This is a genomic window from Methylosinus trichosporium OB3b (assembly GCF_002752655.1).
Lineage (GTDB): Bacteria > Pseudomonadota > Alphaproteobacteria > Rhizobiales > Beijerinckiaceae > Methylosinus > Methylosinus trichosporium.
On the sequence record NZ_CP023737.1, the window covers coordinates 4,273,383 to 4,287,523 of the forward strand.

The 14,141-nt window shown below is 66.8% G+C and carries 15 protein-coding genes; 12 read left to right on the forward strand and 3 right to left on the reverse strand.

Annotated features, from left to right (window positions below):
- Nucleotides 1-218 precede the first annotated feature (218 nt).
- The 12 genes from CQW49_RS20260 (at nucleotide 219) to CQW49_RS20315 (ending at nucleotide 11,556) form a co-directional block, all read left to right on the forward strand.
- Nucleotides 219-512, forward strand: a complete 294-nt coding sequence (locus CQW49_RS20260; RefSeq protein WP_024749450.1) for a hypothetical protein — start codon at nucleotides 219-221, stop codon at nucleotides 510-512.
- Between the two features lie 89 nt (nucleotides 513-601).
- Nucleotides 602-1,909, forward strand: a complete 1,308-nt coding sequence (dctA, locus tag CQW49_RS20265; RefSeq protein ID WP_003609425.1) for a C4-dicarboxylate transporter DctA — start codon at nucleotides 602-604, stop codon at nucleotides 1,907-1,909.
- A gap of 4 nt (nucleotides 1,910-1,913) precedes the next feature.
- Entirely contained in the window at nucleotides 1,914-2,111 is a 198-nt protein-coding gene (locus CQW49_RS20270; RefSeq protein ID WP_003609423.1) for a DUF1192 family protein, read from the forward strand.
- Between the two features lie 96 nt (nucleotides 2,112-2,207).
- The gene (locus CQW49_RS20275) at nucleotides 2,208-2,570 is read left to right on the forward strand and encodes a copper resistance CopC family protein (RefSeq protein WP_003609421.1); all 363 of its coding nucleotides are present in this window, start codon (nucleotides 2,208-2,210) and stop codon (nucleotides 2,568-2,570) included.
- Between the two features lie 4 nt (nucleotides 2,571-2,574).
- The gene (locus CQW49_RS20280; protein WP_024749449.1) at nucleotides 2,575-4,182 is read left to right on the forward strand and encodes a CopD family protein; all 1,608 of its coding nucleotides are present in this window, start codon (nucleotides 2,575-2,577) and stop codon (nucleotides 4,180-4,182) included.
- A gap of 97 nt (nucleotides 4,183-4,279) precedes the next feature.
- Nucleotides 4,280-4,858: a beta-class carbonic anhydrase gene (locus tag CQW49_RS20285; RefSeq protein ID WP_003615766.1), complete on the forward strand. Its 579-nt coding sequence runs from the start codon at nucleotides 4,280-4,282 to the stop codon at nucleotides 4,856-4,858.
- 264 nt (nucleotides 4,859-5,122) lie between these two features.
- Nucleotides 5,123-6,574, forward strand: a complete 1,452-nt coding sequence (locus tag CQW49_RS20290) for a lipopolysaccharide biosynthesis protein (RefSeq protein ID WP_003615764.1) — start codon at nucleotides 5,123-5,125, stop codon at nucleotides 6,572-6,574.
- Nucleotides 6,575-6,618: 44 nt separating this feature from the next.
- Nucleotides 6,619-7,323: a rhomboid family intramembrane serine protease gene (locus CQW49_RS20295; protein WP_003615762.1), complete on the forward strand. Its 705-nt coding sequence runs from the start codon at nucleotides 6,619-6,621 to the stop codon at nucleotides 7,321-7,323.
- A 198-nt stretch (nucleotides 7,324-7,521) separates the two neighbouring features.
- The gene (locus CQW49_RS20300; protein WP_003615760.1) at nucleotides 7,522-8,268 is read left to right on the forward strand and encodes an electron transfer flavoprotein subunit beta/FixA family protein; all 747 of its coding nucleotides are present in this window, start codon (nucleotides 7,522-7,524) and stop codon (nucleotides 8,266-8,268) included.
- A 1-nt stretch (nucleotide 8,269) separates the two neighbouring features.
- Nucleotides 8,270-9,214: an electron transfer flavoprotein subunit alpha/FixB family protein gene (locus CQW49_RS20305; RefSeq protein ID WP_003615758.1), complete on the forward strand. Its 945-nt coding sequence runs from the start codon at nucleotides 8,270-8,272 to the stop codon at nucleotides 9,212-9,214.
- Nucleotides 9,215-9,346: 132 nt separating this feature from the next.
- Nucleotides 9,347-10,228 carry a 3-hydroxybutyryl-CoA dehydrogenase gene (locus CQW49_RS20310; protein WP_003615756.1) on the forward strand — a complete coding sequence of 294 codons (882 nt, stop codon included), beginning with the start codon at nucleotides 9,347-9,349 and terminating at the stop codon, nucleotides 10,226-10,228.
- Between the two features lie 152 nt (nucleotides 10,229-10,380).
- On the forward strand, nucleotides 10,381-11,556 hold the full coding sequence (locus CQW49_RS20315; protein WP_024749448.1) for an IS4 family transposase: 1,176 nt from the start codon (nucleotides 10,381-10,383) through the stop codon (nucleotides 11,554-11,556).
- A gap of 45 nt (nucleotides 11,557-11,601) precedes the next feature.
- Here CQW49_RS20315 and trmD read toward each other — a convergent pair whose 3' ends face one another.
- The 3 genes from trmD to ldtR all read right to left on the reverse strand — a co-directional run bounded on the left by trmD (nucleotide 11,602) and on the right by ldtR (nucleotide 14,127).
- Nucleotides 11,602-12,285 carry a tRNA (guanosine(37)-N1)-methyltransferase TrmD gene (trmD, locus tag CQW49_RS20320; protein WP_003611619.1) on the reverse strand — a complete coding sequence of 228 codons (684 nt, stop codon included), beginning with the start codon at nucleotides 12,283-12,285 and terminating at the stop codon, nucleotides 11,602-11,604.
- A gap of 58 nt (nucleotides 12,286-12,343) precedes the next feature.
- Entirely contained in the window at nucleotides 12,344-13,438 is a 1,095-nt protein-coding gene (locus CQW49_RS20325) for a site-2 protease family protein (protein WP_003611617.1), read from the reverse strand.
- 176 nt (nucleotides 13,439-13,614) lie between these two features.
- Nucleotides 13,615-14,127, reverse strand: a complete 513-nt coding sequence (gene ldtR, locus CQW49_RS20330) for a transcriptional regulator LdtR (RefSeq protein WP_003611615.1) — start codon at nucleotides 14,125-14,127, stop codon at nucleotides 13,615-13,617.
- Nucleotides 14,128-14,141: the final 14 nt, after the last annotated feature.

Below are 14,141 nucleotides of genomic sequence, written 5' to 3' on the forward strand. Positions count from 1 at the left end.
TTCATGCGACAACGTCGCTCGCCGCCTCCTCTCCCCGCGGAGAGGCGAGGGCTCGGGCGCGCGGCGCGTCGCCATTTCGCTAACTCTCCCGGCCCCTCACCTCACCTTTCCCCGCAAGTGCGCCCAAGTGCGGGGAGGGGAGGCGGCAGGCCGCCGTCGTCTTGTCCGAACGGGTTCTCTCGATTGATTCCGGCCCGGCCCGCGCCTATCCTAAGCGCATGACCTCGCCCGCCGTCACCTTCGATCGTCTCGCCTATGTCGATCGGCTGAAAGAAGCCGGCTTCGACGACAAGCAGGCGCGCGCTCATGCGGATGCGCTGGACGCGGCGCTCCGCGACTCCGTGGCGACGAAGGCCGATGTGCGCGAGGCCGAGCAGCGCCTCGAAGCAAAAATCGAGACGACGGCGGCGAATCTGCGCGCCGATATCGCCCGCTGGCTCTTTGCCTCTGTCCTTACCTCCGTCGTGGCGATCGGCGGTCTCGTTCTCGCCACGGTGAAATTCGTGACGTGACGCCACCGCGCGTCGCTCCGATAGCGCCGCTCTTGCGTTGCTTCGCCGCTGCGGTCTAGGAACAGGGAGCCACGATAGAGGAGCCTCCTGTGACCACGGCCGCGACGGCCCCGCGCAAGCTTCATCGCCTCCTCTATGTCCAGGTGCTCGCCGCCATCGTCATCGGCGCGGCGTTCGGCGCGCTCGCTCCGGAGATCGCCGCTAGCTCCTCTGTCGAAGCGCTGGGCAAGGGCTTCGTCAAGCTCATCAAAATGGTGATCGCGCCGATCATCTTCTGCACCGTCGTCTCCGGGATCGCGCATATAGAGAGCGCCGCCAAGGTCGGGCGCGTGGGGGTCAAGGCGCTCGTCTATTTCGAGATCGTCTCGACCATGGCGTTGGCGCTCGGACTCCTCGTCGGCAATCTCATCCGGCCCGGCGCGGGCTTCTCGGGCAGGGCCGATGCGGAGGCGGTCGCCAAATATCTGCATCCGGGGGCGCAGAAGACGGGCGTCGACTTCGTGCTCGACATCATCCCCGACAGCGTCGTCGGCGCCTTCGCCAAGGGCGACATCCTCGAGGTGCTGCTGTTCTCGATTCTGTTCGGCTTCGCGCTGATGGCGATGGGCGAGCGCGGGAAGGCGCTGCGCGGCGTCGTCGACGATCTCGGCCATGCGATGTTCGGCGTCATCGCCATTGTGATGAAGGCGGCTCCGATCGGCGCCTTCGGCGCCATGGCCTATACGGTCGGCAAATTTGGGACGGCGTCGCTCATCAACCTCGCCTGGCTCGTCGGCTCCTTCTATCTGACCGCCGTTCTGTTCGTCGTGCTGGTCCTCGGCCTCGTCGCCCGCGTCGTCGGCTTTGATATTCTGCGCTTTCTCTCCTATATTCGCGACGAATTGCTCATCGTGCTCGGCACTTCTTCTTCGGAGAGCGCGCTGCCGCAGCTGATGGAGAAGCTGGAGCGGCTCGGCTGCTCCAAATCCGTGGTCGGCCTCGTCGTGCCGACCGGCTATTCCTTCAATCTCGACGGCACCAATATCTATATGACGCTGACGAGCCTGTTCATCGCCCAGGCGCTCGGCGTCGAGCTGACGGTCGGGCAGCAGGCGACCATTCTCGCTGTCGCGATGCTCACCTCGAAAGGCGCGTCGGCCGTCACCGGGGCCGGCTTCATCACGCTCGGCGCGACGCTCTCGGCGATCGATCCGCGCCTCGCGCCGGGCATGGCGCTGGTGCTCGGCGTCGACAAATTCATGAGCGAATGCCGGGCGCTCACCAATATTTGCGGCAATGGCGTCGCCACCATCGTCGTCGCCTGGTGGGAGGGCGAGCTCGATCGCGGCAAGCTCACCGCCGGCCTCGCGCGGCGAATCGATCCGAGCGACGTCGAGACCGCGATAACGACGGAGTGACGAGATGGAGGACGAGGAACGCCCGCGCCCGCAGGACAAAGGGGCTGCGTCACATCGCCTCGGCCAGTCGCTCGACGCCCTCTCGCTGGCCGAGTTCGACGAGCGTATCGCTTTGTTGCGGTTAGAGATCGAGCGACTGGAGCGGGCCCGGGCGGCCAAGGCCGCCTCGCTCGCCGCCGCCGAGGACGTGTTCAAAAAGTAAGCGCGTATTTCTCCGCCCGGGCGCCCGCAAAAAAGCCGAGCACAGGCCGGCTCGGCGCGCTATTGTTTCGGCCATGAAACGGGTGGGGAAGGGGGCATGCGGTTCTGTCGGGATTTCGGCTCGGCGATCGTCTGTTGGACGCTCGTCGCCTCCCTGCCTGCAAAGGCCCATGCGGTTCTTTCGGATTCGACGCCGCGCGAGGCGCAGCTCGTCACCAGTCATGACGTTCCCATCGAACTGCGCTTCAATTGCCGCATCGACGCCAAGCGGTCGCGCGTGCTGGTCATCGGCCCGGATTTGCGCAGCGCGGTGCTGCCGCTGGTCGAGGCGCACACCCCCGACGCCGTGCGCGCCCATCTCGGCGATCTGCAGCAGGGCGTCTATCAGCTGCATTGGCAGGTGCTCAGCGTCGACGGCCATATCACGCGCGGCGACATCTCCTTTCGCGTGACGCGCTGACGCGATGCAGCAGTTCATCGAGATTTACGGGTTTCTCAGCGTGCTGCTGCGTGGCGCGATTTCGGCCGCGCAATCGCTCGGCGCCGGCGGCGTCGGCTTTCTGCTGCTGGTCCTGCCCGGGCTCGGCGCGGCGGGCGCGCCCATCGCCGCCGGCGTGCGAACCATCATTTTCTGGAGCGCGCTGGCGCTCGTCGCCTTCGTCGCGCTCGACGCCGCCGCTCTTTCGCTGATGCTGATCGAGACTCTGGAGCTCGATGCGGCGTCGGCGATGACCGCCGACGCGGTGAAGGCCGACGCGCTGGCGCTCGCCCCGGCGCTGCTGCTCGCCGCCGCCAGCCGCACGCGCGCCCGCGGCGCGCTGGTCCTCGCGGCCGCGGCGCTGCTCGCCGCGCGGCTCGGGACGACCCATGCGGTGAGCCGGATCGAGAGCCCGCCTTGGCTGGCGCTCGCCGAATTCGCGCATCTGACAGGCGCGGCGCTGTGGATCGGCGGCATCCCTTATTTTCTGCTGGCGCTCGCCCGCTGCGACGACGAGGCGCGCGCCATCGTCGGCCGGCGCTTCTCGCGCGTCTCCATGGCGGGGGCCGCTCTCGTCCTTGGCGGCGGGCTCGCCATGTCCGGCGTCTATATCGGCTCGCTCGAAGCCTTCTATGGCCTCGCCTATGGGGTCATGGTGGGTGCGAAAGGGGCGTTGCTCGCCGGGCTGCTGGCGCTCGGCGCGTGCAATTATGTCGCCGTCCGGCGGCTGGGCCGGGCGGGTACGGGCCTGCGGCTGCGCCGCTTCGCCGAGGCGGAGATCGGCCTCGGCCTCACGGCGATATTGGCGGCGGCGTCGCTCTCCTCGCTGCCGCCAGCCGTGGACCAGCCGCTGGGCCGCGTTAGTCTCGCCGAGATCATCGAAAGGGTGACGCCGCAATGGCCGATCCGGTTCGAGAGTCCGGATCATTCGGCGCTTTCGGTCGCGCAGCCGGCGCCGGACGCCGCCGATGTGCAGGCCGGCGAAACCGCCGTCGTCGCCGCGGCCGCCGTCGCCCGCAACGCCGAGGACATCGCCTGGTCGGAGTATAATCATCACATCGCCGGCCTGTTCGTGCTGGCCATGGGTTTTCTGGCGCTCGTCGAGCATTGGCGCCGCGCCGCGCCGGCGGCGCGCCACTGGCCGCTGTTGATGCTCGGCCTCGCCGGCTTCCTGTTCCTGCGCGCCGACGAGGCGGTGTGGCCGCTCGGCGATCTCGGCCTCATCGAGAGCCTGCGCGATCCCGAGATCGCCCAGCACCGCATCTTCCTGCTCCTCGTCGTGGCCTTCGGCCTGTTCGAATGGCGCGTGCGCACGAAGAAGGTGGCGGCGCCCTGGGCGCCGCTCGCCTTTCCGCTCATCACCGGGCTCGGCGGCGCTTTGCTGCTCGCCCATTCGCACGGGATCGCCGATGTGAAGCAGGAGTTCCTGATCGAGATCACCCATACGCCGCTGGCGCTGGTCGGGGTCGCCTCGGCCGCGGCGCGCTGGCTGGAGATCCGTCTGCCCGGCCGCGCCGGGCGCGTCGCCGGCCTGCTGTGGCCCCTCGGATTCATGCTCGCCGGACTGATGCTGGTCGTCTATCGCGAGGCATGAAGAAGTTTCATGACCCTATGAAAATTACGCATTTACCCCGCTCGAGGCCGCGCCTTAAAAAAATCCGCGCGGGCGGTCGCGCCCGAGGGAGGACAAAATGACAATTCTTCAGGAAGTCTTGGCGGCCAATGCCGATTATGTCGCCGCTTTCGGCGACAAGGGCAAGCTCGCGCTGCCGCCGGCGCGGCGCTTCGCCATTCTGACCTGCATGGACGCGCGTCTCGATCCGGCCAAATATGCGGGGCTCTCCGAGGGCGACGCCCATGTGATCCGCAACGCCGGCGGCCGCGCCTCCGACGACGCCATCCGCTCGCTGGTGATCTCGCACAAGCTGCTCGGCACGCTCGAATGGTTCGTGATCCACCACACCAATTGCGGCATGGAGCTGTTCAGCGACGAGGTGATGGCGGAGCTGCTCGACGACAGCCTCGAGACCGCGGCGTTCGACGGCGCGAACTGGTCCAATCCCAAGCATGGCGGCGGCTGCTCGGGCGGCCATTTCATCCGCTGGCACACGATCAAATCGCAGGAGGAGAGCGTGCTGCAGGATGTGCAGCGCATCCGCGAGCATCCGCTCGTTCCCGCCTATATCCCGATCTACGGCTATATTTATGACGTCGGCACGGGACGCCTGATCGAGGTCCCGAAGGCGAGCGAGGCCGGCCGGGTCGGGTGATTTTTTCGTTCGCCTCTATCCTGAGGCGCCCTCATCCGACCCGACTTCGTCGGGCCACCTTCTCCCGCGAGCGGGAGAAGGACGCGCCCTTTCGGCGCGATAAGGGTTTCTTGGCGACTGATCGGTTAGCTTCGATCCAGGGGCGCGCTCCTTCTCCCACTCGTGGGAGAAGGTGGCCCCGCGTAGCGGGGTCGGATGAGGGCCCGCGCCGCTGCGTCGATTTCGGAGTCGTTCCGACAGGCCTGTGAGCACGGGATAGCCGAATTGAAGGTTCTCGCCGCCTTCCTCGCCAACACCATCGCTAATTTCCTGATCGGCCTCCTCGTCGCCAAATTTCTCGGCCCCGAGGAATATGGCCGCTTCGCCCTCGCCTTCGCCGTCGGCGTCGTCATCCAGACCGCGCTGTTCGACTGGATGCGCCTCGCCGCGACGCGCTTTTATTCGACGCGCGTGCGCGAGGCCGAGCCGGCGATCCGCTCGACGCTCGATTTCGCCTTTCTCGCCATAACTGCGGCGCTCGTCCTCGGCGGCGGCCTCTTCCTTCTCCTCGCCCCGGATTTCTCGCTCGGCGACGCGCTGATCGCGCTCGCTCTGGCGACCGCGGCGATCAACGGCCTCTTCGATTACTCGACCGCCCTGCTGCGCGCCCGTTTCGAGGATCGACTCTATGGCCGCGTGGTGCTGACGAAAAATATTCTCGCTCTGCTGCTCACCGGCGGCGGCGCCTTCGTCTTTCATTCCGCCGGCATGGCGCTGGCCGGGAGCCTCGCCAGCCTTCTCGGCGCCGTGCTGACGGCGCGCGCCTCGCTCGCCGATCCGGGCGCCTCGCCGCGCGGCGCCCGCCGGGACACGGCCTACACGCTCGTCTCCTACAGCGCGCCGATCGTCGCGGCCAACATGCTCTATCAATCCGTGCCGCTCGCCGTGCGCGCGCTGGTCGCGACCTATTACGGCTTCGCCGAGACTGGCCAGTTCTCGCTCGCTTATGACCTCGGCATTCGCGCCATCTATGCGCTCGGCTCGGCGCTCGACGTGCTGCTGTTCCAGATCGCCGTCGCCGCCCATGAGCGGCACGGGGCAGCAAAGGCCAAGGAGCAGATCGCCCGCAACATGACCATCGTCGCCGCCTTTCTGGCGCCCGCCTGCGCTGGAATCTGGCTCACAATGCCCTCGATCGAGGAGCTGATCGTGCCGGCGCAGTTCCGCGGGCCGTTCGGCCATTATCTCGATCTGCTGCTGCCCGGCCTCTTCGCCATGGGTCTCATTCAATTCGCCGTCAACCCGGTGTTCCAGATCGAGAAGAAGACCGCGCCGCTGATCGGCGCGGCCGCGGTGGCCGTGGTCACCGGCCTCGTTCTCGCGCTGGCGCTGCCGCGCGGGGCCGACGCCTCGAGCTTCGCCATCGCCCAATGCGGCGCCTATATCCTCGCGCTCGCCGCGCTCGTCGGTTTCGCCGCGCGCACGGCGCCGCAATGGCCGCGGCTGCGCGACATGCTCGCTTCCGTCGTCGCCACCGGGGCCATGATCGTCGCGGTCCGTCCGCTCGGCCAGCTCGCCCCCGGCGCGACGACGCTGCTCCTGCAGATCGGCGTCGGCGCTTTCGTCTATTGCGGCGCGACGCTGCTCTTCGACATCGCGGGCCTGCGCGGACTCGCCGTCTCGGTCGCGCGTCCGCTCCTCTCCCGCGTCTTGGCCAGAGCTCGGACAGCGCTATAACTGTCCGGCGGCGTCGAAAAGATCGCGGTGGGGAGAGAAGTTCGATGGTGCTGCCGCTACACGACGACGCCCCGCTGAAATATGTGCGGCGGCCGATCGTCAACTGGTCGCTGATCGTGATCAACATCGCCGTCTTCGTCGCCGTGTTCAGCGATTCGCTGGGCGATCCGCTCACGGTGATCCGCGGTTTCGGCCTCATTCCGGCGGTGCTGTTCGGCCATGCCGAGCTCGCCCGCTGGATCGTCACGCCCGGCCCCGACTGGACCGTGGTGACGAGCCTGTTCTTCCATTCCGGCTTCGGCCATCTCGCCGGCAATATGATTTTTCTCTATGTCTTCGGCGACAATGTCGAGGACGGGATGGGCTCGCTTCCCTATCTCCTGTTCTATCTGCTCTGCGGCGTCTCGGCGGGGCTGCTGTTCGCTTATGGCGCGCCGATGACGCTGCATCCGCTGGTCGGCGCCTCGGGCGCGATCTCGGGCGTTTGCGCCGCCTTCATCCTGCTCTATCCACGCTCGACCATTTTCGGCCTCGTCGCCGGGATCATCCCGATCCACGCGCCCGCCTCGCTGTTCGTCGGCACCTGGATTTTGTTCCAGTTGTTCAACGCCTTGACTGATGAGCAGGGGCAGGTCGGTTGGTGGGCGCATGTCGGCGGCATTCTCGCCGGGCTGGCGCTGACGCCTTTGTTCAAGCGCCGGGGCGTGCGCTGGTTCGGCCCGATCCCGTTCCGAGGGCCGTGGGGGTGAGGCGACGACATTGGCGAGGTTCGGAGCGTCTCCGGGGTTTGACAGCGCTGCACGCCGAGGTTACCAGAGCATTATCCGAGCGTTCCGCGCGCGCTCCGCGCCACGGAGCGACGTTTCTTCGTGCTGGCGCGGCGCTCGAAGGGCGGCTCGATTTTTCGAACATTCGAGACGAACGTCAATCTCGCCGGGAGTTGCGCGATGAAGGTTCTCGTGCCCGTCAAACGGGTAGTCGACTATAACGTCAAGATCAGGGTGAAGGCGGACGGGTCCGGCGTCGACACCGCCAATGTGAAATTCTCGATGAATCCCTTCGACGAGATCGCCGTCGAGGAGGCGCTGCGCCTCAAGGAAAAGGGCAAGGCGACCGAGGTCGTGCTCGTCTCCATCGGCCCGGCCAAGGCCGACGACACGATCCGCGCCGGCCTCGCCATGGGCGCCGACCGCGCCATTCACGTGAAGACCGACGAGACCGTCGAGCCGCTCGCCGTCGCCAAGATCATCGCCAAGATCGCCGCCGATGAGCAGCCCGGCCTGATCATCCTCGGCAAGCAGGCGATCGACGACGACAGCAATCAGACCGGCCAGATGCTCTCGGCGCTGCTCGGCTGGGGCCAGGGCACCTTCGCCTCCAAGGTCGAGATCGCCGATGGCTCGGTCGATGTGACGCGCGAGGTCGACGGCGGCCTGCAGACCGTCAGCCTGAAGCTGCCGGCGGTGGTGACGACCGATCTGCGCCTCAACGAGCCGCGCTACGCCAGCCTGCCGAACATCATCAAGGCGAAGAAGAAGGAAGTGGCGGCCAAGACGCCCGCCGATTACGGCGTCGACGTCGCGCCGCGCCTCGAGGTGCTGAAGACGGCGGAGCCGCCGGCGCGCAAGGCTGGAATCAAGGTCGGCTCGGTTCCCGAGCTGCTGGAGAAGCTCAAGACTGCGGGAGTGCTGTGAGATGACGGTCCTGATCGTCGCGGAAACGCAAGGGTCCGCGCTCGCCCCCGCCACCGCCAAGGCGCTGACAGCGGCGCTGCAGATCGGCGGCGGCGTGCATGTTCTCGTCGCCGGCGAGGGCGTCGGCCCGGCCGCCGAGGCCGCGGCGAAGCTCTCGGGCGTCGACAAGGTTCTGGTCGCCGACAATGCGCTCTATGGCCATCAGCTCGCCGAGCCGCTGGCGGCGCTCGTCGTCGGCCTCGCCGGCGGCTATGACGCGATTCTCGCGCCCTCCACCTCTTCGTCGAAGAATCTGCTGCCGCGCGTCGCCGCGCTGCTCGACGTCGCGCAAGTCTCCGACATCATCAAGGTGGTTGCGCCCGACACGTTCGAGCGGCCGATCTACGCCGGCAACGCCATTCAGACCGTGCGGTCGAAGGACGCCAAGAAGGTTATCACCGTGCGCACGGCCTCCTTCGGCGCGACCGGCGAGGGCGGCGCGGCGGCGATCGAGGCGATCGGCGCCGGTTCCGATCCGGCGCTGTCGAGCTTCAAGAGCGAGGCGCTGGCGAAGTCCGAGCGGCCCGAGCTGACCGCCGCCAAGACCATCGTCTCCGGCGGGCGCGGGCTCGCCAGCGCCGAGAATTTCGCCGAATATATCGAGCCGGTGGCCAACCGCCTCGGCGCGGCGATCGGCGCCTCGCGCGCGGCGGTGGACGCCGGCTATGCGCCGAACGATCTGCAGGTCGGCCAGACCGGCAAGGTGGTGGCGCCCGATCTCTATGTCGCCGTCGGCATTTCGGGCGCGATCCAGCATCTCGCCGGAATGAAGGATTCGAAGGTGATCGTCGCGATAAACAAGGACGAGGAGGCGCCGATCTTCCAGGTCGCCGATTTCGGCCTCGTCGCCGATCTCTTTCCGGCGCTCAAGGAGCTCGACGCCGAGCTGGCGAAAGCCGGGCGGTGAGGCGTCGCGCCCGGCGTCTCGGCGCCGGGCGAAATCCGCCGGTTTTCAGACTGGCCGGTACCGCGCTATACTGAAGAAAGAAGCGGCTCCGCTTCGTGAGGCGAGAGCATTCTCGGCTGTGGTGGCAAAGAAATGGCCTCGGAAATTCGCAAGGTCGGCATCGTCGGCGCCGGGCAGATGGGCAAAGGCATCGCCCAGGTCTGCGCCCTCTCCGGATTCGACGTGGCGCTCAACGATCTGTCGGAGCAGCGCATCGCCGCCGGCATAGACGATATTTCGGCGCATCTCTCCCGCGCGGTGGAGAAGGGCGCGCTCGTCGAGGGGGATCGCGACGCCGCCATGGCGCGCATCCGGCCGGCGAAGGATTTCGCCGCTTTCGCCGATAGCGATATCGTGATCGAAGCGGCGACCGAGAATGAGGAGGTCAAGCGCGGCATCCTCACCGCGCTGGGGCCGGCTCTGCGTCCCGGCGCGATGATCGGCAGCAACACCTCGTCCATCTCCATCACGCGGCTCGCCGCGGTGACCGGGCGGCCGGAGCAGTTCATCGGGATTCACTTCATGAATCCCGTGCCCAAGATGCAGCTGGTCGAGATCATCCGCGGCATCGCCACGGAGGACAAGACCTTCGAGGCCGCCAAGCAATTCGTCGGCGAGCTCGGCAAGACGGTGACGGTGTCCGAGGATTTTCCGGCCTTCATCGTCAATCGCATCCTGCTGCCGATGATCAACGAGGCGATCTACACGCTCTATGAGGGCGTCGGCTCGGTGGAGGCGATCGACACGGCGATGCGGCTCGGCGCCAATCATCCGATGGGCCCGCTGCAGCTCGCCGATTTCATCGGCCTCGATGTCTGCCTCTCGGTGATGCAGGTGCTGCACGAGGGGCTCGCCGATTCGAAATATCGCCCCTGTCCGCTGCTCGTGAAATATGTCGAGGCCGGCTGGCTCGGCCGCAAGACGCAGCGCGGCTTCTACGATTACCGCAGCGGCACGCCGGTGCCGACACGGTGATGGTTTAGCGGAAAGGTTGGTCGCGCTCCCTTCTCCCGCCTTGCGCACGGCTGTCCGGGGAATGAGTCGATAAGTCGCGGGCGCATGCCTGGTACTTCCGAAGGTTTCGGGGTATTTTCCGGTTGTCGAGACTGGAAAATAAAGGACCAGACATGCGCTTCCAGAATAGCGTTTTTGTCGACTTGCTCAAGCCGATCGATCGTCGCGCGTTCGGCCAAATCGTCGCGCGCCACAAGGGCGACGCCTACGACAAATCCTTCAAGAGCTGGGATCATCTCGTCGTCCTGATCGCCGCTCAGCTCGGCAGCGAAACGAGCCTGCGCAGCCTCGAGGCCGCCTTCAACGCCAACAGCGGCTCCCATTATCACCTCGGCGTCCGCAGGATCGCCCGCTCCACCCTCGCCGAAGCCAATGCGCGCCGGCCCGTCGGCGTCTTCGCCGATCTTTTCGCGCGCCTCTCCTGCGAACTCGACCGCAGAACGCGCCGCGACGGCGCCGAGCTGCTGCGCCTCATCGATTCGACGCCTATCCCGTTGAGCAAATTCCACGACTTCGCCCGCTCGAACGGCCGCATCCACGGCATGAAGATGCACGTCGTCTACGATCCCGGGGTCGACCGCCCCTTCTGCGTCGAGGTCACGCCCGCCAATGTCAACGATGTCGAGATCGGCAAGAAGACGCCGATCGAGGCCGGCGCGACCTATGTCTTCGACAAGGGCTATTATGATTTCAAATGGTGGAGGGACATTCACGAGGCCCGAGCCTTGTTCGTCACGCGCCCCAAGAGCAACACCCGCCTCGCCGACCTCGCGGATCGGGAGATGCCGCAGACGCGCGGCGAAGGCTACACCGTGCTCAGGGATTGCGAGGTCGAGCTCGCCAGCAAGGGCGACTCGAAACTGCCCATGCCGCTGCGTCGCCTTCATATTCAACGCGATGCGCTGAAGGACGGCAAGCCGCAGCTGATCGTCGTGATCACCAACGACATGACGCGTTCGGCGGTCGAGATCGCCGCGCTCTACAAGGCGCGCTGGGCCATAGAGCTGCTGTTCCGCTGGATCAAGCAGCATCTCAACATCCGCAAGTTTCTCGGCGAAAACGAGAACGCCGTGCGGCTGCAGCTGATCGCGGCGATGATCGCTTTCGTGCTGCTGCGCATCGCCGCCCACCGCCACGATATCGAACTCGCGCATCTGCGGTTCTCGGAGCTCGCCGGCAGGTTCCTTTTCACGCGACGGCCGATCAGTCGACTTGATCGGCCGCCGTCCAAATATCAGGCCGCCCGGCGGCTGGCGTCCCCCAGGCAGCTGGTTCTGAACTATGCCTGACTTCCCCGGACAGCCGTGCGCCTTGCGGGAGAAGGGAGCGCCCCTTCAGTCGCGTTTCAGCAGCTCCGGCCGGCGCTCTCGCGTGAGGCGCAGCGCCTCGTCCCGGCGCCATTTCGCGATTTTGGCGTGATCGCCTGACAGCAGAATCTCCGGGATCGCGCGGCCCTCGAACTCGCGCGGGCGGGTGTAGTGCGGATATTCCAATAGGCCCGTTTCGAAGCTCTCCTCGACGCCGGACGCCGCCGCGCCCATGATTCCGGGCAGCAGCCGCACGCAGGCGTCGATCAGCGCCAGGGCCGCGATCTCGCCGCCCGAGAGCACATAATCGCCGATCGAAATTTCCTCGAGCGCGCGCGCTTCGATGATGCGCTCGTCGACGCCCTCGAAGCGACCGCAGAGAATGACGACGCCTTCGCCGGCGACGAGGCTGCGCACGCGCGCCTGCGTCAAAGGCGCGCCGCGCGGGCTCATCAACAGCCGCGGGCGCGTATCGCCGGGCGGCGCGGCGGAGTCTATGGCGGCGGCCAGCACATCGGCGCGCATGACCATGCCGGGGCCGCCGCCCGCCGGCGTGTCGTCGACGGCGCGATGGCGCCCGAGCCCATGCTCGCGAATATTGCGCGCCTCCAGCGCCCAGGCCCCGCGCGCGAGTCCGTCGCCGGCGAGCGACAGCCCGAGCGGGCCGGGGAACATTTCGGGGAACAGGGTGAGAAGGGTCGCGCTCCACATGCGGCGGGTTATGGCATGGGGCCGGGGGTGCGGGGAAGGCGGCGAGGGCCTTCGCCTCTCACCCCCGGCTGCGCCGCGCCAGCCGCCAGTCGGGCCGCAGATTGGCGATCAGCACGATCTCGGCGAGGCTCTGACGCGTCAACAGCCCGACCAGCGCGCCATCCTCGCCCAAAACCCCGATCGCCGCCGCTTCGCCGAAGCTCTCGATCGTCTTGTCGAGCGGCGCGTCGCGGTCGACGGTCGGCGGATCACGGCGCACATAGGGCGCGATCGGCGCGCTGCGCGCTTCGCTCTTCAGCGCCTCGATGATGTCGGCGCGGCCGAGCAGGCCCATGAAGCGCGGGCCATTGACCACCGGAAACTCCTCCTGCGAGGTGGCGAGCAGAATGTCGACCGCCTCGGAAAGATCGGCGCCCCAGTCGATCGCCGCTATGCGCGTCTCCATGGCGTCCGCGACGGCGAGCCCGCGCGTCGCCTCGCTCGCTACCGTCATTTGCGCCTCGCCGGCCGCGGCCATGTAGACGAAAATGGCGATGAACACGAGCAGCGGATTGCCGAACAGGCCGAGAAAGCCGAGCAGGAAGGCGAAGATCTGGCCGATCGAGGCGGCGATGCGCGTCGCCTTGGCGCGATCGAGCCAGAGCGCCAGCGCCGCGCGCAGCACCCGGCCGCCGTCCATCGGAAAGGCCGGGATCATATTGAACACGGCGAGGAACAGATTGGCCGCAGCGAGGCGCGGGACGAGGCCGAGCTGCGGATCGTCGAGCTGCGTCAGCGCCTCCGGATGAAACGTCCCCAGCGCGACGAACAGCGCGATGGCGATGGCGATATTGACCATCGGCCCGGCGATGGCGACGAGCAGCTCCTGCGCCGGCTTCTCCGGCATATGCGCGAGATTGGCGACGCCGCCGATCGGCAGCAGCGTCACCTCGGTCGAGACGATGCCGAAGCGGCGCGCCGTCAATATGTGGCCGAACTCGTGCAGCACCACACAAGTGAAGATCAGCAGGATGAACAGCACGCTGTCGCGCGCCGCCTCCAGTCCGCCGCTGCGATAGGCGGAAAAGCCGATCCACGCCAGCAGCAGGATGAAAGTGACATGGATGCGCACGGCCGTGCCTTTGAAGCTGCCGAGCGTGATCGACCAGCGCATGTTTGCCTTTCCGGCGCAGCGGCCGTCATTGCGAGCGAAGCGAAGCAGTCCATCAGCCGCGGCGCGGCGCCGCAGGTGGGAAGGCTGCGATTCATATCAGACTTCGCGGACACGAAAAAAGGGCGATCGACGCTTGCGCGGCGACCGCCCGAGAAGGCGCTGGAGGGGGAGGGGCGTCAGAGACGATAGCGGATCTGGTCAGTCCAGAAGCGCTCGAGGCGCGTCAGGGCCGTGTTGACGGTGCGGAACTCGGCGGAGGAGACGCCGCCGATCTGCTCGACCGTCGTCGCATGCTTCTCGTAGAGAGCGGCGACGATATCATGAACTTCCTTGCCCTTGGGCGTGAGGCTGATGCGCACCGAGCGGCGGTCGATGCGCGAGCGCGCATGGTGGAGATAGCCCATCTCGACGAGCTTCTTCACATTGTAGGAGACGTTGGAGCCGAGATAATAGCCGCGCGTGCGCAATTCGCTCGCGGTCAGCTCCTTGTCGCCGATATTGTAGAGCAGCAGAGCCTGCACGGAATTGACGTCGCCGCGATTGCGACGATCGAACTCGTCCTTGATCACATCGAGCAGCCGGCGATGCAGACGCTCGACCAAGGTCAGCGACTCGAGATAGATCGGCCGTATCTCGTTGATCTTGTCGGTGCGCAGCTGCGCCGCTTCGGTTTTCGACGCCGTATTCATTGATCAAGCTCCGT

Bases quoted from the DNA above. Each gene is read 5' to 3' on its own strand.
- CQW49_RS20260 (WP_024749450.1), top strand. From the start codon at position 219: ATGACCTCGCCCGCCGTCACCTTCGATCGTCTCGCCTATGTCGATCGG.
- CQW49_RS20270 (WP_003609423.1), top strand. From the start codon at position 1,914: ATGGAGGACGAGGAACGCCCGCGCCCGCAGGACAAAGGGGCTGCGTCA.
- CQW49_RS20275 (WP_003609421.1), top strand. From the start codon at position 2,208: ATGCGGTTCTGTCGGGATTTCGGCTCGGCGATCGTCTGTTGGACGCTC.
- CQW49_RS20280 (WP_024749449.1), top strand. From the start codon at position 2,575: ATGCAGCAGTTCATCGAGATTTACGGGTTTCTCAGCGTGCTGCTGCGT.
- CQW49_RS20285 (WP_003615766.1), top strand. From the start codon at position 4,280: ATGACAATTCTTCAGGAAGTCTTGGCGGCCAATGCCGATTATGTCGCC.
- CQW49_RS20295 (WP_003615762.1), top strand. From the start codon at position 6,619: ATGGTGCTGCCGCTACACGACGACGCCCCGCTGAAATATGTGCGGCGG.
- CQW49_RS20300 (WP_003615760.1), top strand. From the start codon at position 7,522: ATGAAGGTTCTCGTGCCCGTCAAACGGGTAGTCGACTATAACGTCAAG.
- CQW49_RS20305 (WP_003615758.1), top strand. From the start codon at position 8,270: ATGACGGTCCTGATCGTCGCGGAAACGCAAGGGTCCGCGCTCGCCCCC.
- CQW49_RS20310 (WP_003615756.1), top strand. From the start codon at position 9,347: ATGGCCTCGGAAATTCGCAAGGTCGGCATCGTCGGCGCCGGGCAGATG.
- CQW49_RS20315 (WP_024749448.1), top strand. From the start codon at position 10,381: ATGCGCTTCCAGAATAGCGTTTTTGTCGACTTGCTCAAGCCGATCGAT.
- trmD (WP_003611619.1), bottom strand. From the start codon at position 12,285: ATGTGGAGCGCGACCCTTCTCACCCTGTTCCCCGAAATGTTCCCCGGC.
- CQW49_RS20325 (WP_003611617.1), bottom strand. From the start codon at position 13,438: ATGCGCTGGTCGATCACGCTCGGCAGCTTCAAAGGCACGGCCGTGCGC.
- ldtR (WP_003611615.1), bottom strand. From the start codon at position 14,127: ATGAATACGGCGTCGAAAACCGAAGCGGCGCAGCTGCGCACCGACAAG.